20 protein-coding genes and 1 pseudogene are annotated in these 24,294 nt (G+C 61.1%); 4 read left to right on the top strand and 17 right to left on the bottom strand.

From position 1 onward, the window contains the following. Positions 1 to 14: 14 nt before the first annotated feature. From traF to traJ, 4 genes are read right to left on the bottom strand one after another with little or no spacing between them, the layout of a single operon-like run. A complete protein-coding gene (gene traF, locus GO608_RS00215; RefSeq protein ID WP_169200209.1) occupies positions 15 to 554 on the bottom strand; it encodes a conjugative transfer signal peptidase TraF in 540 nt (179 codons plus the stop codon). After that, positions 551 to 2,455, bottom strand: coding sequence for a type IV secretory system conjugative DNA transfer family protein (locus GO608_RS00210; protein WP_169200210.1), 1,905 nt, complete (start codon positions 2,453 to 2,455; stop codon positions 551 to 553). The genes traF and GO608_RS00210 overlap by 4 nt, the downstream gene beginning before the upstream one ends. Beyond that, positions 2,452 to 4,674, bottom strand: coding sequence for a TraI/MobA(P) family conjugative relaxase (gene traI / locus GO608_RS00205; RefSeq protein ID WP_169200211.1), 2,223 nt, complete (start codon positions 4,672 to 4,674; stop codon positions 2,452 to 2,454). Before traI ends, GO608_RS00210 begins: the two co-directional genes overlap by 4 nt. A 34-nt stretch (positions 4,675 to 4,708) precedes the next feature. Continuing rightward, positions 4,709 to 5,083 carry a conjugal transfer transcriptional regulator TraJ gene (gene traJ, locus GO608_RS00200; RefSeq protein WP_169200212.1) on the bottom strand — a complete coding sequence of 125 codons (375 nt, stop codon included), beginning with the start codon at positions 5,081 to 5,083 and terminating at the stop codon, positions 4,709 to 4,711. A gap of 375 nt (positions 5,084 to 5,458) precedes the next feature. Between traJ and GO608_RS00195 the strand changes: the two genes are divergently transcribed. The 4 genes and pseudogenes from GO608_RS00195 (at position 5,459) to GO608_RS00180 (ending at position 7,996) form a co-directional block, all read left to right on the top strand. Continuing rightward, positions 5,459 to 5,866, top strand: a complete 408-nt coding sequence (locus tag GO608_RS00195) for a TraK family protein (RefSeq protein ID WP_011255043.1) — start codon at positions 5,459 to 5,461, stop codon at positions 5,864 to 5,866. Next, the gene (locus GO608_RS00190; protein WP_011255042.1) at positions 5,866 to 6,591 is read left to right on the top strand and encodes a nucleotide-binding protein; all 726 of its coding nucleotides are present in this window, start codon (positions 5,866 to 5,868) and stop codon (positions 6,589 to 6,591) included. The genes GO608_RS00195 and GO608_RS00190 overlap by 1 nt, the downstream gene beginning before the upstream one ends. Then, the gene (locus GO608_RS00185; protein ID WP_011255041.1) at positions 6,591 to 7,025 is read left to right on the top strand and encodes a conjugal transfer protein TraM; all 435 of its coding nucleotides are present in this window, start codon (positions 6,591 to 6,593) and stop codon (positions 7,023 to 7,025) included. Before GO608_RS00190 ends, GO608_RS00185 begins: the two co-directional genes overlap by 1 nt. A gap of 203 nt (positions 7,026 to 7,228) precedes the next feature. Next, a pseudogene (locus GO608_RS00180) lies at positions 7,229 to 7,996 on the top strand (IS5-like element ISAzo36 family transposase). 133 nt (positions 7,997 to 8,129) lie between these two features. On the opposite strand, the gene GO608_RS00175 reads toward GO608_RS00180, so the two are convergent. The 13 genes from GO608_RS00175 to GO608_RS00115 form a co-directional block, all read right to left on the bottom strand. Continuing rightward, a complete protein-coding gene (locus tag GO608_RS00175; RefSeq protein ID WP_011255039.1) occupies positions 8,130 to 8,705 on the bottom strand; it encodes a putative antibiotic biosynthesis monooxygenase in 576 nt (191 codons plus the stop codon). Between the two features lie 34 nt (positions 8,706 to 8,739). Continuing rightward, positions 8,740 to 10,671 carry a TRAP transporter permease gene (locus tag GO608_RS00170; RefSeq protein ID WP_241762892.1) on the bottom strand — a complete coding sequence of 644 codons (1,932 nt, stop codon included), beginning with the start codon at positions 10,669 to 10,671 and terminating at the stop codon, positions 8,740 to 8,742. 235 nt (positions 10,672 to 10,906) lie between these two features. Continuing rightward, a complete protein-coding gene (locus GO608_RS00165; RefSeq protein WP_011255037.1) occupies positions 10,907 to 11,887 on the bottom strand; it encodes a TAXI family TRAP transporter solute-binding subunit in 981 nt (326 codons plus the stop codon). Between the two features lie 308 nt (positions 11,888 to 12,195). Further along, positions 12,196 to 13,416, bottom strand: a complete 1,221-nt coding sequence (locus GO608_RS00160; protein ID WP_011255035.1) for a CaiB/BaiF CoA transferase family protein — start codon at positions 13,414 to 13,416, stop codon at positions 12,196 to 12,198. Then, a complete protein-coding gene (locus GO608_RS00155; RefSeq protein ID WP_011255034.1) occupies positions 13,413 to 14,600 on the bottom strand; it encodes a CoA transferase in 1,188 nt (395 codons plus the stop codon). Before GO608_RS00155 ends, GO608_RS00160 begins: the two co-directional genes overlap by 4 nt. Before the next feature lie 29 nt (positions 14,601 to 14,629). After that, positions 14,630 to 16,213: a UbiD family decarboxylase gene (locus GO608_RS00150; RefSeq protein WP_011255033.1), complete on the bottom strand. Its 1,584-nt coding sequence runs from the start codon at positions 16,211 to 16,213 to the stop codon at positions 14,630 to 14,632. Between the two features lie 49 nt (positions 16,214 to 16,262). Next, on the bottom strand, positions 16,263 to 16,862 hold the full coding sequence (locus tag GO608_RS00145) for a UbiX family flavin prenyltransferase (RefSeq protein ID WP_169200214.1): 600 nt from the start codon (positions 16,860 to 16,862) through the stop codon (positions 16,263 to 16,265). Between the two features lie 335 nt (positions 16,863 to 17,197). Further along, on the bottom strand, positions 17,198 to 18,121 hold the full coding sequence (locus tag GO608_RS00140) for a DMT family transporter (protein WP_169200215.1): 924 nt from the start codon (positions 18,119 to 18,121) through the stop codon (positions 17,198 to 17,200). 192 nt (positions 18,122 to 18,313) lie between these two features. After that, on the bottom strand, positions 18,314 to 19,462 hold the full coding sequence (locus tag GO608_RS00135; protein WP_211159581.1) for a porin: 1,149 nt from the start codon (positions 19,460 to 19,462) through the stop codon (positions 18,314 to 18,316). 476 nt (positions 19,463 to 19,938) lie between these two features. Beyond that, entirely contained in the window at positions 19,939 to 21,453 is a 1,515-nt protein-coding gene (locus GO608_RS00130; RefSeq protein ID WP_169200216.1) for a UbiD family decarboxylase, read from the bottom strand. Positions 21,454 to 21,513: 60 nt separating this feature from the next. Continuing rightward, entirely contained in the window at positions 21,514 to 22,323 is an 810-nt protein-coding gene (locus GO608_RS00125; protein ID WP_211159582.1) for an ABC transporter permease, read from the bottom strand. Then, the gene (locus tag GO608_RS00120; protein WP_011255027.1) at positions 22,320 to 23,177 is read right to left on the bottom strand and encodes an ABC transporter ATP-binding protein; all 858 of its coding nucleotides are present in this window, start codon (positions 23,175 to 23,177) and stop codon (positions 22,320 to 22,322) included. Before GO608_RS00120 ends, GO608_RS00125 begins: the two co-directional genes overlap by 4 nt. Next, positions 23,174 to 24,220, bottom strand: coding sequence for an ABC transporter substrate-binding protein (locus tag GO608_RS00115; RefSeq protein WP_169200217.1), 1,047 nt, complete (start codon positions 24,218 to 24,220; stop codon positions 23,174 to 23,176). Before GO608_RS00115 ends, GO608_RS00120 begins: the two co-directional genes overlap by 4 nt. Positions 24,221 to 24,294: the final 74 nt, after the last annotated feature.

Here is a 24,294-nt window from a genome sequence, read left to right as displayed (position 1 = left end):
CGTTCTTTCCTCCCTTACCAGGTGATGACCGGGGAAACGACTGTCACGATTTGGGAACGATTGATGGGGCCGAAGTAGCGGCCATCGAACGATGTGCCACTCATGTCGGACATGAGCAGTAGTTCGGCGGCGCCGAGGATGTAGCGGGTGGCATGGAACCGTGGCAGTGGTCGGCCGCCAGCATCGACAGCTTTGGGAGCACTGAAAGGCAGCAGCACGCCGTTCACGCGCACACCATCGGCGGATACGGCAACGTCATCGCCTTTAGCGGCTAAAACGCGCTTCATCAGATAGCCGTAACCGCCGGCGCAGAAGCCGGCGCCAATGTAACCGCGTTCCCGTGCCTCGTTGAAGACTTGGAGTTGCGGTGGGCAGAAGAGGACATAAGCCCCCTTCTCCACCGCTAGGCTTGGGCTCGTCCAGTACAGGCCGACCGGAATGCTCCTGGTGGTATTGATGCGTGCGCCGACCGAATACGCGAGGGCGGCGCCGGTGAGCCCCGCCGCGCCTGCCAAGGCCACCCCGACGCTGATCTTCTTGAAGAGCTGCTTCATATCGTGATCCGCTCCCCAGCTTCCGCGAACTGGACCAGGCGATCACTGACCTTGGGCGCGGGCACCGCAGCGCGCGCCAGGAAGATCGGATCTTTGAAGTAAAGCGGCTGCTTGCCGTAAATCGCGGGATAGCCGGCCACGTACACCACCATGTCGCCAGGCTCTTCGATGTTGCCGTCTGCGTTCTTCCGAGGACCAGGCATCCGCAAGCACTCATCCGGTGTCAGCAAGGGGCGCTGCACTTCTTGGAACGTGCGGGAAACCTGCCCGAGCATCGCCGCCGTGCGGCGGCCGCTGGTCGTGATCTGCTCCTTGACTACGGTGGTCTGTCCGGTCAGCCGAGACAGGTGTTCGGCAGTCTCCACGCGGTTCGGGGGATAGGCGTTCTGCACATGGCAGTTGGAGGTGATGGTTTCATCTGGCCCGTACCCCGTTTCACGGCTCTTGAGTTGGTTGATGTCCTGGCAGATCAGGTAGCACTTGATGCCGTAGCCCGCCACGAAGGCCAGTGACTCTTGCAGGATCTGCAACTTCCCAAGGCTGGGAAACTCATCGAGCATCATGAGGAGCCGGTGCTTGTAATGCGCCACCGGCCGCCCGTTGTCGAAGTCCATCTTGTCCGCGAGCAGACGGACAATCATGTTCACCATGACGCGGACCAGGGGCCGCAGCCGATCCTTGTCAATGGGCTGCGTGACGATATAGAGCGTTACGGGTTCATCTGAATGCATCAGGTCGCGGATGCAGAATTCGGAGCGACTCACGTTGCGGGCCACGACTGGATCGCGGTACAGGGCCAGGAAGGACTTGGCCGTGGACAGCACCGATCCCGCTTCTTCCTCCGGCCGATCCATCATGTCGCGGGCGGCGGAACCAATGGCATGATGGTTCTGCCCGGCGACGTGCCCATAGGTCGCCATCTCCATCCAAAGCTCGCCGATATCGCGGTCCGGACTGGCCAGCATCGCATCAACCGATGGGAGCGTGGCCGTCGTGTCGTCGTCCTTCGCCTTGTAGAGCGCGTGCAGGATCACGCCGACCAAGAGTGCGAATGCCGTTTTCTGCCAATGCGAACCCAGGCCCTTCCCGTCCGGATCGACAATCAGGGTCGCCAGGTTCTGAACATCGCCAACCTCGTGTTCAGTACCCATCCGGATTTCGTCCAGCGGATTCCAGCACACGCTACCGTTCGCAGTAGCCGGCTCGAACCGCAGCACCTTGTTCTTGGCGTGCTTCTTCCTCCACCCGGCAGTCATTGCCCACAGCTCGCCTTTCAGGTCGGTGACAAGGGCGCTGTCACCCCATGACAACAACGTCGGAACAACCAAGCCGACACCTTTGCCCGAGCGGGTAGGGGCATAGGTCAAGATGTGCTCCGGGCCGTTATGGCGCAGATAATGAAATTCCCCCTCCTTGTCCTCCCAGCCGCCGACATAGACGCCCGTCGACGGAGCCGCGTCCTTGCCCGTGACAACATCCAAGAGGCGGCGAGGCCGGGGCAGTAGCCCGGCGGTCTGGATGTCTTTCTTCCCGGCCCAGCGCGCGGAGCCGTGCAGGTACTCGTTCGCCTTCGACGAGTTCGAGGACACGACTTTCGCCACCGCCACGCCCAGCAGCCCGACCGTTGAAATCATCATGCCGATACTGCCCGCCTGCATGATTTCGTTCGGATAGTGTGAATACCACTTCGAAGCCCACTCGAGGATCGACCACGGCGCATAGACGTGGTTGAAATGGACGCCGAGGTTCGCCTGGTAATCGAAGGTGTGGGCGAAAAATTGGGTAGCAGACTGCAATCCGGCCCCAAGCGACACCGCCCCGAGCACGGGCAACAACTTGCCGCCCGCGCCTTTCTTGGTGCGGACTTGAGGCCCGACCGCATTGTCCATCTTGATCTTCATCGACTCCTTCCCTTCGACGTTTGGATCGAACCCCGAGGCGTGACGGTGACTGGATCGCCGACCGCTACACGGGACAAGCGCCGGGCCGTGGCGTGGTCGATGGGCAGAACCATGACAACGTCAGCATCGTCTCGCCTGAGAAGAGCCAACGTCCGACCTTCGAAATGACGAAGACCAGCAAATAAAAAACCACGGGCATTCTCATTATATAAACTATTTTTCGATATATCGAAATATTTTAGGCGCTTATCTTCGCGCTCGGCGAGATATTCTTCCGCTGCAGCCTGTTGCGCGGGCTTCAGTCGTCCTACCCCAACAGCGTCCCGTCGCAATGCGTGATCTGATTGGGCGCGTTGCTGCTCCACGTGACGAGGAACATCACGCGGCAATAGCACTTCACTTCCGCCGGCGATGCGAACCACACCGAGTTCGGACATTCCTCGCAAGCGGTGCTGGCTTTGGGGCGGCGGGACTCGCCCAATGCGCCCAACGTTGGGCTTGCGGCCGACATGGGCGGGGGGGTCCATGCCGGCCCCGCCTCTGTCGTCGCTGCCTCCTCGGCCGGCTCCGGCGCCGGTTCGGGCAAGGTTGTCGTCGGCAGCGGCGCTTGATCCAGCGCCGCCAAGGCGGCGTCGATCAGTTCGTCCTCGCTCGGTTCGTGCTGCTCGCTCATGTGCTTTCTCCGTGCTCAAAAGCTGTTGCCGCCGCAATTCCAAAGCGGGATCGGCAAACGTGATAGGCAGCTGGGAATCGACGGCAGTCCTGATGATTCGAGCCTTGAAGTCGGGGGTGCCGTTGACGGTAATCTGACTGCCATACCGCTCCATCGCTAGGCGCAGGGCGGCTTGCACGCCTTCGCGCGTGGCTTCGCGGGAGACCTGAAGCTTGTCACCATCGTCGCGCACGGCCGACTGGCCGATGCGGAAGATGATCGTGCCCTTCTTGGTGATGTTGTCCTGAACGTGGGCACGCTCGGACTTCGTTGCACCCTGTCCGGCGACGGTGTTGCCCTTGAGGCCTTGGGCCGCGGCACGGCCCCGCAGGGCGGCTAGCGCGTCTGCATTGCCCTGTAGGGCCTCCTGCTTCAACCAGTCAGCCCACGCCCGCCGCTGGAAGCCTTGGTAGAGCTTTTCCCGCTCATTCGCATACTCCTTATGGATCTGGGCCAGTTGATCGCGCAGGGCGGATCCGGCCTGCGAATAGAGCGCTTTCTTGCCAACGCCCTTGCTATCGACAACCTTGATAGTTGCGCGCCAGAGCCGGTTGGCCCGCTTCGCACCCTCGACAGCACGATCCTTGCGGCGCCGTGCTTTCGCCAGCGAATCGGTGCGTGCCGCTGTGAGGGTCTGCTGCTCGTCCTTGTACCGGGCATAGAGCTCGACCGTATTGACGCGCAGGCCGATGGGGGATTTTTCGTATTGCCGCCGGATCTTCGGTTCCGCAAGCCGATCCGGCGACGGCTCGAAGGGACCAAGCCGCGCCTCAAGACCGGGCTTGGAAAGCTCGCGGGCGATGGTGCTGGCTTTGACCCGCGTGCCGTCTGCCGCCTCCACAACCAAGCCATTGCCGCGCTCGCGCAGCTCAAGCCCGTTTTTCCTCATGACTTGGTGCAATTCGGCCCAAGATTGCGCCCCGCGCATTTCCTCCAAGCATTCCCGCCGTACCCAGCCGACGAGGCTTTCGACCCCCGCATGACGCTCCATGTCCGCTGCGCGCCCCTCAGCCACGGATCGCCGCGATTGGTGGTTGTCCCGCTCCAGCCCGCAATCCCGCTCGAGTACGGCGCACAGTTCCGCGAGCCTGCGATAGGACTGGAACGGCTCATGCATCGTGTGCCGCTCCGGGTGGATCTTGTTGATGGCGATGTGAAGATGAAGATTGTCGGTGTCATGGTGTACCGCGCTGACACGCTGGTGCTCGCCGTAACCGAGGCCGGCACAGATACGTTCCTCAATCACTTTCAACGTATCGGCACTCGGGTGCTCACCGGGCCGAAAGCTGACCAGCAGGTGATAGGTCTTGTCGCCGGCAGCACGGGTGTTCTGCCGCTGCGTAGCAAGCACTTCCCCGATGACCGCCTGCAGGGTGCCGGCCTCGCAGTGCGTAGCTGTGACCCGCCCGAGGCGTTCCGTTTTACCTTGCTCATCGGTGATGTACTCCACCAGTTCGGCGAAGTCGCTCTTGGCAAGGGAGCCCATTGGGACGTGCTTTGCGATCACGCGCGAGCCCCCGGCGTTTTAGCCGCTAAAAGGATCATCGCTCGGCCCTCGACATGACGACGGCCATCATGACCTGCCCCATCTCGTCCTGTGTCGCGTCGATCCGGGACAGGACCGCGCGAATAGTCGCCTCGCCAAACTGGGCGGTGCGCTCGTCGTCGGTGAGCCAAAGCTTCAGCAGCCCGCCGAGCCGGCCAAGATCGCCGTTGATCCGCGCGAGTTCGCGCACCTGCTCGCAATCGACCACACCCCCGAAGCGGTAGCCCTGCCCGACTTCGCGCAGAAAACGGGCGACGCTCATCCCGGCCCGCTGGGCCTGATCTTCGATCAGCTGCTTCTCTTCTGCGAACACAGGCACCCGTAGGTGGTGCTTGCGCTTCCCGGCGGTTGGCCTTGCGGTTTTCCCCATCGTCCAAGGCTCGCTTGTCATGTCGGCGGTAGCCGGCCCAGCCTCGCAGAGCAGGATGCCCGTTGAGCGCCCCCGGCGCGAATAAGGGATAGCGAAGGTAGATAACCGGCTCCGCTGGTTAGCTAACTTCGCCCATCCTGCCCGCCTTTCGGCGTTCATTACCCCAGGGAAAGTCTACGCCATCACTTTTGATTTATCCGCAGCGAGGCGCAAAACAAGTGTAAATATTTTAATGGATATAGCGAAATTTAGTGAACGCTCCCATAATCCCTGTGTCGTAAGGATATGGACCCGATGTAGTTGCACCTTTTCGCGGTCTTGTTACACGCGGCGTAGCGCAAGAATTGAAGCGACGGGACCTATGGAACGAGCACGATGGCGAAGAGCTACACCGAAGAACTTGCCGGGTGGGTGAGCAAACGCACGACACAAAGGCTGCGCCAGGACAAAAACATCGTTGCGTTCTTGGCCGTGAAGGGCGACGTGAAGGCGGCGCTCGATGCAGGCTACTCGATGAAAACCATCTGGGAGCACCTGCACGAAACGAAGCGCATCGAGTATCGCTATGAGACTTTCACGCTGCACGTGAAGCGGCACATCCGGACCAAGCCTCGAGCCGAACACCGGGTCGAGCAGCAGCTACCGCAGGAGCAGAGCAAGCCACAAGCTCTGGCGGCCACAACGCGGCCAGACCAGGCGCAAAGCGAACCCCGAAAGACCCCGCCGCCCTCCGTGGGGGGCTTCACATTCACCGCAACACCGAAGAAAGAGGACTTGTTCTAATGGCCAAGATCCACATGGTTCTGCAAGGGAAAGGCGGCGTCGGCAAATCGATGATCGCGGCTGTTATTGCGCAGTACAAGGCAGGGAAGGGACAAAAGCCGATCTGCATTGACACCGATCCGGTCAACGCGACGTTCGAGGGATACAAGGCCCTCGACGTGCGGCGCCTCAACATCATGGACGGCGATGAGATCAACACCAGGAACTTCGATACCCTGGTCGAGCAGATCGCCACGGCCGAGGTCGACGTCATCATCGACAACGGTGCCAGCTCGTTCGTGCCGCTCTCGCACTACCTCATCAGCAACCAAGTGCCGGCGCTACTCCGGAACATGGGACATGAGCTTGTGGTGCACACCGTCATTACGGGTGGGCAGGCTCTCCAAGATACAGTGAGCGGTTTTGCCCAGCTGGCCGGCCAATTCCCCGCCGAATGCCTGTTCGTCGCCTGGCTGAACTCCTATTGGGGCGCCATCGAGCACGAGGGCAAGGGGTTCGAGCAGATGAAGGCGTACACCACGAACAAGGCCCGCGTGTCGGCCATCATCCAGATTCCGCCGCTCAAGGAAGAAACTTACGGCAGGGACTTTACGGAAATGCTCCAAGCTCGCCTTACCTTCGATGAGGCCTTGGCGATGAGCTCTCTCACGATCATGACGCGGCAGCGGCTCAAGATCGTGAAAGGCCAGCTCTTCGCCCAGCTCGAGAATACGGCGGTGCTGTGATGTCGGACAAGATCGAGTCCATCATCAAGGAGATCGCGGCGAAACACGGCATCGCCGTTGGCCGCGATGATCCGATCCTGGTCCTGCAAACGATCAATGAGCGACTGATGCAGGACAGCGCGGTCGCTCAGCAGGAAACGCTGGACCGCTTCAAGGAAGAACTGGAATCCATCGCACAGCGGTGGGGCGAGGACGCCAAGAGCAAGGCGGAACGGACGTTGAACGCGGCGCTGACAGCGAGTAAGGAAACCATGATGAAAGGGATGCAGGAGGGCACGAAAGCGGCCGCCGAATCGGCACGCTGCGAGGTGGAGGCGGCCGTCGGGCGGCTCGCCGGCTCAGTGCGGGCCAGCCAGCGGATCGCGATCATGAACATGATCGCGGGCGCCCTGGCTGTCTTTGCAGCAGCCATGGCGCTGCTCTCGACGTTATGAAGCCGGCGGATAGGGAGATCCAGACGGGTTTTTTATGGCTCAGGTTGACGCTTTGACACTAAATCCGTCTTGGGTATCTCGGGTCGGGCGCCGGGCGATGACGTCATGGGCGGCGGCCGGGGCCAGTGTCGTCGTGGCCGACTCAGGGAGCCAGGCGCCTAAGAACCTGTTCAAAGTCTCTGGAGTAATGAGAACGTTGAGGGATGAGGAAGAGCTATCCGAGCGCCATCAGCCGCGAACAGTTCGAGATCATCCGTCCGCTGCTGGAGAGTGCGCGCAGGAAGACCTGTCCGAGGCGCGTGGACCTGTACGAAGTGTTCTGCGCGGTGTTGTATCTGCTCAGGAGTGGCTGCCAGGGGCGCATGCTGCCCGACGGGTTTCCCAAATGGCGCCCGGTGCACGCGTACTTTGCCATCTGGAGCGAGCCGCGCGAGGGTGGGAGCCTGCTGGAGCAGGCTTTAAAAAATCAGGTTGGCGCAGCCCGGCAGAGACTGGAGCGCAACGCCTGCAGCACGGTCGTGATCGTGGACGCGCAAAGCGTGAAGAACACGGATACGGCGGTCCAGAAGGGCTATGACGCGGGCAAGAAGGTGTCAGGGATCGAGCGCCACATTGCGGTCGACACCCAAGGCTTGCCGTATGCGAGGGCGGTGAGCACGGCTGAGGTGACGGACCGCAAGGGGGGGCTGCAGGCGGCTGCGTCGTTGCAAGCCTGGGCTCGAGCGGGTGCAACGCGTGCTGTGCGACAGCGGCTATAGGGGCCAGCCCTTCGCGCAGGGCGTGACGGTGCAGATCGCCAAGCGCCGCGAACCACCGCGTTCAAGGTGATGCCCAAGCGCTGGATCGTCGAGCGCAGCTTTGCCTGGCTGGAAAAAAACAGGGGACTATGGGAGAAGTGCGAGCGGCTGCTCAACACCAGCTTGCAGTTCATCCACCTCGCATTCCTGGCCCTTTTGCTCAATAGACTTTGAACAGGTTCTCAGGAATTCTTCCATTTTCCTGAAAACAGCTGCTGGCCAGGTGCATCGCATTTCTCCCGTGTTGCGAAATTCGAATCGACGATTTATACCTGCCTTCCCTGGCCTTCAGGGGGCACACATCCCTTCACTCCCCTCGCAGCCAGCGGCGCAGCAATTTCGTGATAACCGGCATCACAACGTACGTCAGCAGGACCACCGCGATCGGAATCAGCACCATCGTAGCCATATACACCGGCAGCCCTTCGAGCACGGGTCGCAAGATCATCAGCAGGGGCGTGATCGTCAGATACACGCCCAGTCCGCTGGCGATCATCATCTTGTGGCGGGGCGGTGGAATCATCGGCTGGGGCGAGCCGGCGTTTGCCGGCAACTGAAACCATGTTTCCAAACCGACGGCCTGCTCGATCAGCACCGGTGCGCTCTCCACTGATTCGAGTTGCCTCACCAGTTCCAGCCGTTGCGCCGAGTCCTCCCATCGCCGCAGGCTTGCGAAGCTATCGAAACTCATGATGATTCGGTATGCACGTTCCCCGGTCCCGGTGGGTTTGAGGATAGTGGCACCCAAGTTTCCCGGGAATTGGCGCGCCGCCCGAACGCCTCCACCGATGAGGACTTCCCACTCCGTCTCCCGCCCAAGTTTCGGCACCCGCGTAACCATCAGGGTTACAGGATCCTTGAGTACCTGCTCTTCAGCAATCAATCACGCTCCCTCCTCTGCTGCTGAGTTTCGTCCGTCAAGGCGTCGATGTTCCGTGACGGTCGTCCACCCCTGAACTGACACGTATCGCCATCCATGCTCCGAATACTGCGGCAATTCCCCCAGCTACCTGCACCTGAGGCGAGGGAGTCAACAGGCCGAGTCCCGCGACCAGGAAACACAAGCGCTGCACAATGCCGAGCGGCCGTTTCCAGAAACCTTCGGCCGCCAGACACAGGCAGGCGACGGCAAGGATCACCGCCAGACAGGCAAATGCAATCTGCAGCGGCGCTCCCGAGAGCAGAATGCCGTTGTTATACACGAAGGCAAACGGAACCACGAACGCGATCATCGCCATTCTCACCGCCGCCAGGCCGACGGCAAGAGGGTTGGCGAGCGCGATCGGGGCAGCGGCAAACGCGGCAACGGCGATCGGCGGTGTCATCGCCGACAGGCTAGCGTAATAGACAAGAAACAGATGCGCAGCGATCAGCGAAACGCCGAGCTTCGTGAGCGCCGGCGCGACCAGCACCGCGGCGAGGATGTACACGCTGGGGGTCGGCATCCCCATGCCCAGCACCAGTGTGATGACTGCGGCGACCACCAGCGACAAAAACAGATCCGTGCCGGCAAGGAGGAAGATGAGTTCGGTCACCTTTGCGCCGAGTCCGGTCATCGACAGCCCGCCGACGACCAGCCCCGCGGCGGCACAGGCGGCCACGACCGGCACAACTCGCAGAGTCGCTTCCGCGAGAATCTCATAGAACCCCTTGAAACTGAGACGGGTCTCGCGCTTGTACATGGCCACCGCGATCACTGCGAGGGTGCCGAATGCGGCGACGAAATTGGGGGAATAGCCAATCAGCAGCGCCACCACCAGAGCGATCAACGGGACCAGGAACATCCCTCCTCGTCGCATCGTGTCGCCGAAGGCTGGCACTTTGTCGAGACCGGCGATTCCCAGTTTGAGGGAGTTGAGGTGCACCTGCAGATAGACGCAGAAATAGTAGAGGAATGCCGGCAGGATCCCTGCAAGTGCGATATCCGTATATCGGATACCGGTGAACTCGGCCATGATGAAAGCAGCCGAACCCATCACAGGAGGCAGGATGCTGCCGCCCGTGGATGCGGCAACTTCGATTCCGCCGGCAAGGGCGCCCGAGTAGCCGAGCTTTTTCATCATCGGAATAGTGATCGACCCGGTCGTGACCACGTCAGCCGTGGGGCTTCCGGAAATGGTCCCGTAGAGTCCGGACGAAACCACCGCGATTTTCGCGGGACCGCCGGGGCTCTTGCCGCTCACGGCGGAAGCGGCATCGAAGAAGAAATCGCCGCCTCCCGTACGCGACAGAAAGGTTCCGAACAGGCCGAACAGAAAGACATAGGTCAAAGCGACTCTGATCGGCGCACCAAAGATGCCGTCGGTCGTGAACGCGAGGATATCGAGAAAGTGGAGGTAGTCGATCGAACCGTGGCCAAGCACTCCGGGCAATCGGTCGCCCCACAGATTGTAGCCAAGAAACACCAGCACGATCGTCGTCAGCCCCGGGCCGACCGTGCGTCGTGTCGCTTCGAGAGTGATGAGCAGCAGCCCGCTTCCGCAAATAATGTCCCACAAAGTCAGCTCGTCGAGGAGCGTGATCCGGGTCACGATGCGCTCGTTGTGAAACCAGAAATACGCGGAAATTCCCATGCTCGCCGCTGCGAATAGCAGGTCGCATAGCGGAACCCGCTCCCGGCTCGAGGCTGCGGTCGCCCCGGTTGTCAGAAAGACCAATGCCAGCATCAGACCGAGGAATACGATCGTCATCGCATAGATCTGGACAATCTGGATGGTCGTCACCCAGACGATGCCCAGCGCGACCAGCGCAGCAAAGGGTTTGAGAAGTTTGCCGGCCCAGCTGGCGGGATCTCGGCGCGCACCGGTTGTGAAAAACTTGCTAAAGAAATCGAGGCTCATACTGGACATGCTCGGCTCTCCCCAATGCAAGGAGCGTCTGCAGACCATTCGTGCAGAATGGACCTCCGGTCGCGCGTCGAAGATGAACGAACGCGCGAGATCTATAAACCGGAGCTGCAGGCAGGGACGATCAGACAGACCTATTCGGGTCCGCCCAAGAGCAATCAATGACCTTGCCGCAATTCATCTCGACAAGGACCGGAGCGCGGTGGAATTTATCCGCCGCCGCTCTGATTGGTCATATCTATTTCAGTAGTCCAGCTTCACGGTAGTAAGCTTCGGCCCCCTTGTGGTAGGGGACAGTTTTCTGGCTCGTGAGGAACTCTGGAGTTATGGCTTTCAGGCTGCCATGCGCTCCCTGAAGTTTTCCAATGTGCTTGTGCAAGGCTTCCGCCAGATCATGGGCGACCTTGTCGTCCATCTTGTCATTCACTACCAATATCGCGCTGAGTGCAAGGGTCGCGACATCGGTGGGTTGCCAGGAATAGCTTCCCGCCTTCACGACAAACGGGGCGACACTCAGCTCCTGGGAGATTTTTTTGATGACGCTGTCCGACACTGGGAGCAGAACGAGGTCGACCGCGTCGCCGGCCTGGACGATGAAACTTGTTCGCACGAATACTCCGTTTGTGAACATATCGATCCGCTTGTCCTTCATCAGATCGCCCTGTTCGTCCGATGCGGCATAGATGACATCGCCGCCCCATTTCTTGATATCGTCCAGGCTCACGCCGATCGCCCTGAACATCTCGACTGCGACATATTCGGTGATATTGCCCCGCTTGTTGAAAGCAATCCTGATCGGCGGTTTCTTCACCGCAATATCGTCAAAAGTTCGGATCCCGTGCTCCTCCGCAAATGCCTTCGTGATGACCATCTGCATTGGCGCCCAGTCATACAGCATCGCGATCGCACGCAAATTGGTGATAGGTTTCCTGAAAGGTTTGGCGCCGAGGGTGGCAATATGCAGTTCGGCGTCGTGCGCGATTCCCAATTCAACTTTTCCCTGATCGAGGAGGGCAATATTAGCGAGTCCTCCACCCGACGTCTGATAAGTGATCGTCGATCCAGGAAAGGCGTCTTTCACGGCTCCGTCTATACCTACGCCGATCATCGTCCACAACCCGCTGGGGCTCGCCCCCGAAAGGGTCATCTTGTAGGATTCCGCCGCTGCACCGAGGCTGAAGAATGCAATGGCAAGTCCACAAACGATGTTTCGTAACATGGTGTCTCCTCCTTAGTAATGATTACCAACAACGTCGGAGTGAGGTCCTGGCCAAGGACTTATAATTTGTTTTCCTACAAGCAGTTCGGCTTCTTATGTTCAGATTATCATTGCAGTTTCCCTGCAACAAGGACGCGCGGCTCGTCCGATCCAAGTAAACGTCCACCACTCGGACGCTCGATCCCTTAGGGAAATTTTCATCTCGACTCGACGCTTGATCAGCGAAAGTGAGGCGCGAGCGCTGGAGATTCGGCCCTTTCGGGAATCATGACCGCGGACGTGGTGATCGGCGCGCAACGAGCAGAGCGTCACTGGAACGCTCCTTCGATCTGATATTCCGCATACTCGACGTCGGTCATGGCGAGAAATTCCCGGAATACGAGTTCGTTGTCCTGGCCGAGGCACGGCGCTGCAGCCATGACATCGCCGGGCGTGACCGAAAGATCGAATGCCGAGAAATAACACGCGACATCCCCGATTTCGCCGTGCAGACGACGGCGCCAGATCCGGCGATACGCGAGTTGCGGATCCCGGAACAGGTCAGCAATCGTGTTGACCGGATAGGCGTGAACCTGCGCTGCCTGGAGCCGAACGGCAGCCTCATCGGCATCCTGCGTGACTAGATACGATGAAATGATTGCATCGAGCTCCGCAATATTTGCCTTACGCGCCGCCAGCGTCGCGAAACGTGGATTGCCCGGCAAATCGGGGCGCATCAATGCCACGGCGAGGCGCGCGAACTCCTCGTCGGACCAGCACGAAAGCGCGAGCCAGGTGCCGCCGCCGCACTGATAAGCGTCATGTGGTGCTGCGCCGGGGTCGGTGTTGTTCGCCCGTTCCGCCACGCGGCCGTTGGTGTGGTAATCGAGCAGCGCGCCGGCGACAAACATCAGCCCGCTTTCGTACTGCGCCAGATCGATCCACGCGCCTTGGCCTATCCTTCGCTGACGGTCGAGTGCCGCGAGGACCGCGCTGGCGCCGAGCGTCGAAGCGATGAAGTCAATATACGGCCCGTACAGCAGCATCGGTGGGCCGTTGGGATCACCGGTCAAGCCGCAAAAGCCGGCAAGCGCCGACAGCTGCGAGCCGAAGCCGGGCGTCTGCGCGCGCGGACCGGTTTGCCCCATGTTGCAGCTCGAGATCATGACGACGCCCGGATTCAGCTCGCGTGCCGTCTCGTAGCCAAGGCCGAGGCGCGACATGACGTCGGGGCGCATGTTCTCGATGACGACGTCGGCCCACGTGATCAGTCGCTGCGCCACCTCGACTCCGGCGGGAGTCTTGAGGTCCAGCGTAACGTCAAATTTAGAGTCATTGAAGATCGCGAAGCATCCGCTCCGATCGGGTCCGGGGCGGCCATCCTTGTACGGCGGGTACTCGTTGCGGAACCCGTCGGGACGCTGACGGGATTCTACGTGCACGACCGTTGCGCCGAAGGTCGCGAGCATCTTGCCGATATGTGGCCCCGCGGCATACGCGCCGAATTCCGCCACTTTCACGCCCGACAGGGCTTGAGAGATCGCGCTCATACGAATTGCCCCTCCTCGGCCGTATCGACAGCTCGGCGGGCAGCGGCGAGGCCGAGTTCGGCCAGCAATGCGCCGAGATCGATTTCCGCGCCCGCCTCATGGCGAAGCGGCGCACGTAGCTGGTCGATAATCGCAAAACTGCCGCAATGCCGCTGCGACTCCCCGTTCGGCGTCTTCATGTCGTGCCAGAATTCCCGGGCCGCCAGTTGCGGGTCGTCGGCAATGTCATGCATCGTCGACACCGGGTAGCCGAGCATCTCGCGGCGACTCGCCTGATCGAGGAATTCCCGCTTTGTGAGTCCGAGAAAGAATGCGGCGATCGGCCGCTCCAGCCCGTCGACCTCTTCCTGCGTCGCAAGCCTCGGGTCAAATCGTTTCCAGTCGATTTGCGCGAGATCCCCGAGTTCGGCGCCGCGCTCGCGCATCCACGCGATCAGTTGCGCATTCGTGCGGCGCCCTGCGGGGCCGCCGTAGAGGACGAAGTTCAGATAGCCGTCCGCACAGGGCCAGAACGCGCGATAACGTGCACCCTTGATCGAGCGCCCGGTGACATAGGCTCCGGCGCGTGTCGGAACGGTGCCTTCCATGTCCCAGAAGGCCGGCGCGTGCGACAGGGCAAGGATTACCGCGGCCTGCGCCGATACGTCCACGTGCTGCCCCTCACCTGAGGCAGTGCGATGGAGGAGCGCGGTCAGCGCGCCGACGGCCGCCTGCGCCCCCGCCCAGCAGTACGACTGTGGCACGGTCACGCGCTTGGGCGCATCGTCGGGCTCGCCCGCAAGCGACATCGCGCCGCCGGCGGCCATTAACTCGAGGTCAGACGCGAGCCAGTCGGAGCGCGGACCGGTCGAGCCGAACGGCGTGACCGATACGTGGATCAGTCGTCGGTTGAGGTTGCGCAGCCGGGTCGGATCCAAGCACCGGGCGCGCTCGCCCGGCGTTGCCGATTCGATCAGGATATCGATGCCGCCTATCAGCCGATCGAAGCCCAACCGGCCTTCAGGCGTTTCGAGATCGAGACGCAACAGCCGCTTGTTGACGTTGTAGGCCTGCCAGTCCGGGCTGTCGAGGGTGGCCCCCCGCGCCTCAACCTTGATCACGTCGGCCCCGAGATCGGCGAGCAACCGACCGGCGAGCCAGCCGGTGCGGTTGCTCAGATCCAGGACCCGGTATGCGTTAAGCATCACGGACTCCTTTGTGTTGGCAGCAGCGGTCAGCGTCCCGTGCGTGCCAGGGACAGCACCCAGCCTTCCATGCGCGAGCGCATCTTCTTGATGTCGCCCTCGCCGAAGAAGGCTTCCGGCTTGACCAGATCGACGCCGTACACCGGGCGGTGGAAGTCGCTCTCGTAGCCGAACGGCACGGTCGCGTCGATCCCCATGCCGCCTTCGAACTGGGTGTTCGAGGCGGTCCATTGCTTGTCGCCCGAGGTCATGCGCTCGGCCGGCATGAAGGTCTGGCCTCGCCCGCCGGGGATCGGGTTGAGGATGTCGGTGCGCGGATTCACGCGAGTGGTCAGACACCACATGATGTCGTCCATCGAGTAGATGTCGACGTCTTCGCTCACCGCGATCGCCAGGCGCATCCCTTGCGAGCACGACAGGATCGCGGAGAGGAAATTGCGCTGCCAGCCTTCCTCGATCTGGTTGCGCTTCTTGACCTGGATGATGCAGCCGCCCCAGTCGGTCATGCAGTACGGGATATGCACGTTCTGCACGATGCCGGGCTGCAGCCGCTCGCACAGCGCGAAGATCGCCGACTCGCGCACCGAGGTGTCGATGTTGGCGTCGTCGGCCGTATGCACGCCGAGCGGGAAGATGATCGGCTTGCTCTCGCGCCGGCGCATCGTGATCGCGGTGACGTGGAACGTCGGCGCCTTGTACGCTTTGCCCATGTAGCCCGCCCACTCCGGGTGGAAGTGAAAGCGCCCCTGGACGTCGGCCGCTTCCGACTCGGCCGTCTCGTAGCGCTTGTCGCGCGGGTGCAGATAGCCTTCGAGTACGTACTCGGCGTCGGCGAGCGTGTAGGCGTCGATCGTGCGGCACTTGACGAGGCGCACCGGCGAGCCCTGGATCGCGCCGGCGATGCCGATCTCGTCGCAGCCCTTGGGCAGGATCGCGTAGTCGAAGCCCGAGCCGGCAACGAAGGTGCACGACGGGGGCACGCCGAAGCACATCGTCAGCGGGATCGGCTCGTCGTCCTTGTAGTGCTCGGTCATCACCTGCCACATGTGTGATCCGGGCGAGATCTGGAACGTGCCGACGTTGCCCCAGCGGAAGTTCATGCGGTTGTAGCCGATGTGGCTGCCGCCGTCGAAGTACGGGCCGACGACGCACGAGATGCCTGAGCCGATCGTCAGCTCGGTCTCAAGCGGCGTGTGGCGGATCGCGGTCAGCCACTTGTTGACGTCGAGGTCATCGGTGATGACCTCTTCCTGCACCGGCGCCTCGTCCTGGCCGATGATGATCGGCGCGAGCGGATGGTCGATCGCACGCGCGACCTTCTTGACCCGGTCGAGCGAGTTCTCCCAGCCGAAGAGGCCTTCGACGACACGGATGTCGCCAAAGAGGTTCGTGATCGCGCGGGCATGGGGCATGCCTTTGACGTTGTTGAAGAGCATCGGCAGGCTGCCGTCGAAGATCTTCTGCAGACCGGTGATCTCGAGGTCAGGATTGACTTCCTTGTCGGTCTCGACCAGGTAGCCTTGGGTGCGGAACCACTCGAGCGCTTCACGCAGGTCCTTGACCCCGGCCCGCAGGGCCACCGCATCGATTTCTTTCGTTGCCAGATCGTTCATCGTGTTGCCTCCAGGTTGCTTTACTCGGGAATTTCTGGGGTATGTGCGATTACTTCTGCGGCTGGAGATTGGCAACCTTGCGGTTGCGCATCTCCCCCTCCCAGCGCCGCGCGAACTCGGCCGGCAGGCCGAATTGATCGAGAATCCGGGCAACGACGTGATCCACGATGTCCTCGACCGTCTGCGGGTGGTTATAGAACGCCGGCATCGGCGGCATGATCGTCACGCCCATCTTCGAGAGCTTGAGCATGTTCTCGAGATGGATGTCGGAGAGCGGCATCTCGCGCGTCACGAGCACCAGGCGACGCCGCTCCTTGAGGATCACGTCGGCCGCCCGATGCACCAGGTGGTCGCCCGTGCCGTGGGCGATCGCCGCGAGGCTCCTCATCGAGCACGGCGCGATCACCATCCCTTCGGTCACGAACGAGCCCGACGAGATCGACGCGCCCATGTTGCCTTCGACGTGATCGACCGCGGCGAGCGCCCGCACCTGCTTGGCCGTGTAGGACGTCTCGTGCTCGATCGTCTGGATCGCCCACTTGCTCAGCACCAGGTGCGTCTCCACGTCGGTGCCCTGCAGCGCCTCGAGCAACCGAACCCCGAACACCACCCCCGTCGCCCCAGTGATCCCCACTATCAGTCTTTTCATATGCCCCTCGCTCAAGGAATCAGTACAACTCCAGATGATTGTTGATAGTCCGTTATATGGACATTTATGCTAGAGATTTCGCCCCTCAAATAACGTTGCTGCGCCTCACTTGCTGATTACTCTAATTACCACTTGCAAGACAGGCAATCCATCTAGCCGAATTACTATTTCAATATATGGACTATTGTTTTTGCTCGAATGCCACCTTGCAACCGATCAAAGAGCGAGTGAAGGCGAACCAGGAGTACCGGGGGGATACATGCGGGGGCTTGATCGAGCTTCGTGACCCCGCCCTGATGGAACCAGCGATCAGCCCCGAAAATCGCGTTAGTCAGCTATTGCCACATGATGAACGCGGTGCCGAGCGCCCCGAGCCCGGCGGCGCACAGCACCGGTGCCGTCAGCCCATCTTTGGAACGGAAGAGCGTCACCGACAGCAGGATCGTGACGAAGGTTTCCATGGAGGTGATCAGCGCCACGCGGGAGACCGTGCTGTAGCTAATCGCGGCAAAAAAGAAGATCTGCCCCAGGGAACTCAGCACGCCGGCCGCGACGATCCAGGGGTCAAAGCTCGTGAATGTGTTACGGATCGCCTGTCGGTAACTACCGAGAAAGGCCCCCGCCAGCATGAAGACGAGCGAGCCAACGACGGCACCGATCAGCGTCCCGAGCGTCGGATCGGGAAGCAGCATCAGGCCCTGCTTGCGTGCAACGTAACCCACTGCATAGGCGAGCGCCGACACCGGGCCATAGACGTAGCCCACGTTGACCCATGTGCCCAGATATTCACGCCCGGAGCTGTCAATGACCACGCCCGAGCTTTGCCTGGAGGTCTGTAGCGACTGCTTTACCAGCACGCAGAAACTGGAAAAAATCAGCAGCATGCCCGCGATCAGCGCTGCGTCCATCGGTTCCCCGAGCACCAGCACGCCAAGCAGCACCGAAAACACAGGATTGAGCCGTTTGACCGCGGAGGCGCGCACGGCGCCCAGATGCTGCACGGAGGCGAACACGAACACCCGACCGATGAACATCGTCAGCACGCCGGCTCCCGCGAACCACGCGAGTGCCGGCGCGTCGACGCGTGGCAGCGCATTTCCCCAGGTCAAGTAGATCCACGCCGCGAACGCCATCGTGCTGGTGATCAGGATGGAAAGAAAGGCGCCGTTGTCCTGTGAACCCCGCTCCACGGCGCGTCCGATTGCTACGTTCGATGACGCAAAAAAAGTCATCGATAACACGGCCAGCCACTCACCCACAACGACTTACTCCCCGATCGGTCGGAGCAGGAATCCTGAGTCCTCCTCGAATTTCGTCCGGATTCGGTGGACAGCCGTGACCTGACGAAGGTGAATCACTGGCGCGCCAGCGTCGAAAATTAAAGGCCCCGTGCCGAAGGGCCCACTGCCGCCCGCCGTGCTCCCCTACCGTACGATGCATGCCACGCCGGCTCAAAAACTGTGACTTATGCCCAAGGCCGCCTGCGTAATGTCAGCGCCCGTATCGGCACTCCCGTTCTCCATATTATTGAAGCGGGCCGACCGACCATTGGTGAGTCTGGTAGCCATCGCAAACAAGGAGGTTCTCTTGGAGAGGCTGTAGCTCCCCCCGAGCGACCACATGTCACCGTCCAGTCCGCTCGTCGAGCAGGCGGCACCGCCGACGAGCGAACAACTGTCAGCTGAGGCGCGCGCATAGGAGATCGCGGCAAGCCAGTTGCCGAAACGATGGTCAAAGCCGAGTGACCACGCGTTCTGCTTGTACTCCTTAAAGCGGTTCGGCAGGCCGTCCGTTTCCTTGTACTTCAGCATCGCGTAATTCCCTTCGATCCGGCTATTGCCGAATTTGTACCGGAGCGTCGCACGCGTCCCCGTGTCCTTCGAATTCGCGTCCGGGGCCGCTGTGAAGTTCGACAAAGCTGCAGGAGCATTGCGGGAACCACCGAAATAGTCTGTATGGATTTCGTGCGCCACCGCGACGTAGAGGCCGCCACGGCCGAAAATTACGCCGTACGACTGCAGATGCGGGTCGCGCTCATCGGTCTTTCCTTCGTCGGTCGCGTATTGCGCGTGCACTTGGAAACCAGCGAATTTTGGAGACTCGTACAGGATGGTGTTGGGTGGCCGCAAATGGAAGCTGCCGGGTTTGCTGATACCGAACGCGGGCTTGGAAAGGATATTGCTGTTGGAGACGAAGTTCCCGCTACTGATGCCGAGGAAGTTCATTCCGTCGCCCAGCGATTTGTAAACACTGTCGTGAATGCCCAGCTTTACCAGGCCGAAGTCGCCGGAGAGACCGACAAAGCTGTTACGAGCGGAGGACAAGCCGGTATTGCTATCGATCGAAACGCGCTGCTCAATCTGAAAATGCGCCTTGTAACCGTTACCGAGATCCTCCGAGCCGCGAAAACCTAATCTGGAGTTGGAAGCATTGATCTCAGTATGGCTGGCGATATTGTTACCCCCGGGCGCGCCAGTGAGTGTGCTGACGGGCGCCCCGGGGCGAGTCGCACCGGTCGTTTTTGCCTGCCCGATCTGCGGATAGAGCTTGCCGTAGATCACCACGTTCGATGAATCCGCTTGCGCAACCAGCGGCACCATCAGTCCTCCAGTTACTACTATCACATAAAGTCTCTTCTTCCTCACGGCGATTTCTCCCTGGAAATTAGGACCTACTCCTCCTGATCGACTGAATGCTCCGGCGTCCTCTTTGAAGCCATTCCGAACCCGAGGCGCCGTTTTTCTCTCTGTTACGGACAAAAAATTGCCCCGAGAGCAGGCAAACCTGCTCGCGTTTTCATGTGGATTTTTGTGGTTTCCTGCGAAAACAGTCCGCTTGCGTCGGTTTGCGCAGCGGCAGTCTCAATCGGTTCGCGCCACTTTTGTCCCCTTGCGAACCGGACCGTCTAGTTTTCCTAGTAGCGGCGGCTCCCCAGCTTTTACCAGGTGGACCGTTGCCTTAATTAATCTGGAATCGGGGGAGCTGTAACTCGCGAACTCGTTTTCTAAAGTCACTGGCCCTGCCCGCGCCGCCCGGAGGATCCTCAATTACGCGTGGCGGCCGGGCGAGCACAACTTCAGCTAAGCAAATAACCGAATTTCTCGCGAGCCTCGCACAAGTCCTTCGGACTCAACCGATTGACCAGTGGGAAGCGATCGCGCCAGTGGAACGGACGGCACGCGTCGATGATCGCGCGCGAGTTCGTGTAATTACCCTTTTCACGATCCTCGGGGGTGAGGCGCGGATCGAGTGGCGTGCTCCACGAGTTCGTGATGATGTCGATCGACGTCGCCGGATCGGAGCGCGTCACCACTGCCCACATCACCTCCTCCAGGTTGGACGCGTCGACGTCGTCGTCGACCACCACTACGTACTTACCCGCGTACGCTCCGACGTGGCACTGGCTGGCAATATGGCCGACCTGCTTGACGTGGCCTGGATAGCGTTGCTTGATCGCCACTGCAAGGAGCATGCGGGCGCCGCCGCACTCGTGAGCCCACGCAGCCGTGATGTCGGGCACACCGGCTTTCTCGATTTCCTGCTTCAGCAGCGCCGAGCGTGTCACCGCACGGTAGCGCGCCATTTCGTCCGGCGGGCACAGCGGGGGGCAACCGAGGATGATCGGGTTGTTGCGATGGTAGATCGCCTTGATCTCGAGAACGGGCTCCTCGCGCACGTCGCTCGCGTAGTAGCCGGTCCACTCGCCGAACGGACCTTCCTTCTTGCGTCGTGTCGGATGCACGTAGCCCTCGATGACGAGTTCGGCGTTGGCCGGAATCGGGATGCCGGTGACCTTGCCGCGCACCATCTTCTGCGCCTTGCCACGCATCGCTCCAACCATGTCGAATTCGCACACGCCGTATGGCACTTCGCTGCACGCCATCAGGAACGTCAGCGGATCGCCGCCGACGACGATCGCTGTCGGCATCGGCTCACCGCGCGCCTCGTACTTGTCGCGGTGGATACGACCATGCTTGCCCGGGGAAATGTAGAAACCGACGGTCTTCTTGTCGTGGATCATGACGCGATAAGTGCCCGCGTTGAGCCATTTCTCGTCGGGATCCATCGTGATGTTGTAGCTGCCGGTGCCGATGTAGCGGCCCCCGTCATGCTCGTGCCACTGCGGCGTCGGAAACTTCGTAATGTCGATGTCGTCGCCCATCAGCACATTTTCGAAGATCGGACCATATTCGCCGATCTCGTGCGGGAGCGGCTCCATGTCGCGCAGGCTGTTCTCGAGGAAGGCCTGCGACAGCTCCAGCCGGGACAGATCCGTTGGAAAACCGAGGGTCATGTTCTTGCGGCTTCCGCCGAAGAAGTTGACGAGCACGCGGTGGCCCTTCTCGCATCCGGGCACGTCGTCGAAAATTACACAGGGGGCCGCATCCGAATGCATCGCGAGGTCGGCTGCCATGCCGATCTCCTTTTGCCATGTCGCGCCCTTGATCACATGCACTTCACCCAGTTTCTCAGCTTCGACAATCCACTCGCGCAGATCCTCGTAGGCAATCTGGCAACGCTGTTCGAGGTCCCGTCGCCCTACGCCTTCCTGGACGCCTCCGACCGCTCTGTTCAAAGCGTTATCATTCACTTGGTCTTCTCCTGCGTTGAAGCCGCGCCGAATCCCGGCCCGACAATTTGAAAGGATTGGTTAGTGAGCCGTCTTCCATGGCACAAGCCAGCGTTCGAGCTCGGTAAGCGCGAGCGAGAACAGGAAACCGAGCAGCGCAATGACGATGAGGCCGACATACATCGTTTCCACCGACAGGATTTCCCACGCGTTCCAGATCATGTGCCCGAGGCCGCTGTTGGCGCCGACCATCTCGGCGATCGTGATCAGGATCAGGCCCAGGCCGACCCCGAGCTTGATGCCGGTCATGATCAGCGGCATCGCCCCCGGTAATGCGATCGTGCGGAACACCTGCCAGCGGCTCGCCTTGAAGTTGTGGCCGACATCCAGATAGATCTTGTTGATCTCCATGACACCGGCCATCGAGTTGATCAGCACCGGATAGAACACCCCGGTCGCGACCATGACGATTTTCGACGCCTCGCCGAGGCCGAAGATCAGCAGGATCAACGGCAGGATCGCGCTCTTCGGGATTGGGTAGGTCGCCGCGACCAGCGGATCGAATACCGCGCGGATTGGCCGATACAGTCCCATGACAATGCCGAGCAGCAGCGCCGGGATGCCGCCGAGCAGCATCCCCCAGAACAGCCTCGTCAGGCTTGCCGCGGTATCAGTCCACAGGGACCCCGACACGACCAATGCAACGAGCTTCACGGCCACCTGCGACGGCGCGGGAAAAAAGCGCGCGTCGATTGCGCCGGACTGCACGCACAGCTCCCACAACACGATCAGCGCCAGCGGCGATACGAGGCCGATCAATCGGTCTCGATTCCTTGCTGATCGCACTTTCGTACGTGTCTCGGCAACGCGCGCCTTCTTTGCGATGCTCATGACCTTACCCCCTCCTCATCCTGGGCGCGGGCACGGCGGACCTCGTCGCGCAGCTCGTCCCAGATGTTGTAGACGAGCGCGCCGTATTCGGGCCGGGCGCGAAGCTCGAGAACATGCCGGGGGCGTTCGAACGGCACGTTCACGACCATCTTCACCTTGCCCGGATGGGCGCTCATCACGAGAATGCGATCGCCAAGCGTGACTGCTTCATCAACGCTGTGCGTAATGAACAGCACCGTCTTGCGGGTCTCGTCCCAGATGCGCAGCAGCTCCTCCTGCAGAAGGAGCTTGTTCTGCTCATCGAGCGCCGAAAACGGCTCGTCCATCAGCAGAATTTCGGGATCGTTGGCGAATGCCCGTGCGATCGAGACGCGCTGACGCATGCCCCCCGACAGCTGGTGCGGAAACGCGTCGGCGAAACGCGACAGCCCGATTCGCGAAAGGTAGTGACCGACCGTCTCCTTGATTTCGGTCTTCGGCCGGCCGCGCATCACGAGTCCGTAGGCCGCGTTCTGCCACACCGTCATCCACGGGAACAGTGAGTCGCCTTGGAACACCATCGAGTTCTCGGGTCGCCCGCTGCCGGAATGCGCAATCTCAACGCTGCCGCTCGACTCGCTCTCGAGCCCGCCGAGAATCCGCAGCAGCGTCGTCTTGCCGCAGCCGCTCGGGCCGACAATCATGAAGAAGCAGCCCTCGGGAATGTCGAGGGACACCGCGTCGAGAGCGGCGAAGCGCCCGCGACGCGTCTCGAAGCTCTTGCCGAGGTTGCGGATGCGGATTTTCGGTGGGGTCTGCGCACTCGCCACACAGGCCGCCTGCGCAAGGACGTCCTGGATCGAATCGTCGCTCACTGGAGGCTCCTTTTCGCTTCATACGTGCCGAGATCCTTGAGTGCTGCCTCGACAAACGTGTGGTCGACCGCCTGCTCCACAGCGACATTGCCCTGGATCAGCCCCTCGTCCTTGAAGAACTGCAGATCGTTGCGCAAGCTTGGCTCGTGGACCTTGCCGTTCGGATTGCACCCGTTCGCGCTGAGGAGGCGGTAGGTCGCCGGATCCTTGAGCGCCGTACTCGCTGTCAGGATGGCAATGATGTCGTCGCTGCTCGGCCCGGCGAGCCTTCCGTCCTTCAACGCATCGTTGTAGTCGCGCACGCCGCGCAGGTAAGCACGCATGAATTTGCGAGCCACTTCCGGCTTCTCGCGTGCGAACGGGCCGGAATAGAGCACGACCGCGAGCTGATGATCCGGATACGCCTCGTCGTCGCCGAGCACCTTCACGGCCGCGCCGCTCTGGATTGCCCGGGTTGCGGACGGCTCGGTCGTCAGTGCCGCGTCAACCGCCGCGTTCTGCAGCGCCATCACGTGCTGAGGAAAACCCATGTAGACGCGCTCCACGTCGGCCGTCTTCAGGTCCGCCTTCTTCAGCATCTCGTTGAGAGTGGATGTCGATGCGCTGCCGGGAGCGCTACCGGCGATCTTCATGCCCTTTAGATCCTTCAGCTCCTTGAATCGCCCGCTATCGACCAGATCCTTGCGCACCAGCAACGGCTGATAGCCGTATCCCGGTGGCGTCGAGCCCTTGTCGGCAACTATCTTGATGCTGATGCCGCGAGCGATTGCGTTGTAGAGCCCCGCGGACGGCGAGCCGCCGCCGACGTCAAGGTGACCGGCGCCGAGTGGAGCAATCATCTTCGCCGCCGAGTCGAACGGAGTGAATACGACTTCCAGCCCCTCCTCGCGGAAATAACCTTTCTTGTCAGCGATGAGAAAACCGGCGTCGCTACTGGAATTGACAATACCGACGCGAACTTCGGTCGAGTCGGTGGCGACGCAGTTGAGCGCCCACACCGCAAGACAGGTTGCCGATAAAAATCTCAGACATGCTGTTTTCATCGATTACTCCTCCTTTGTCGTTCCTCGACGTTGCAACTCTGCACAAGCGATGTCCGAGCGCGACGTCTTCTTTC

Source organism: Aromatoleum buckelii (genome assembly GCF_012910785.2).
In the GTDB taxonomy this organism is placed as follows: Bacteria; Pseudomonadota; Gammaproteobacteria; order Burkholderiales; family Rhodocyclaceae; genus Aromatoleum; species Aromatoleum buckelii.
The sequence above is the reverse complement of the archived record's forward strand: the minus strand, read 5'-3'. Positions and strand labels throughout refer to the sequence as shown.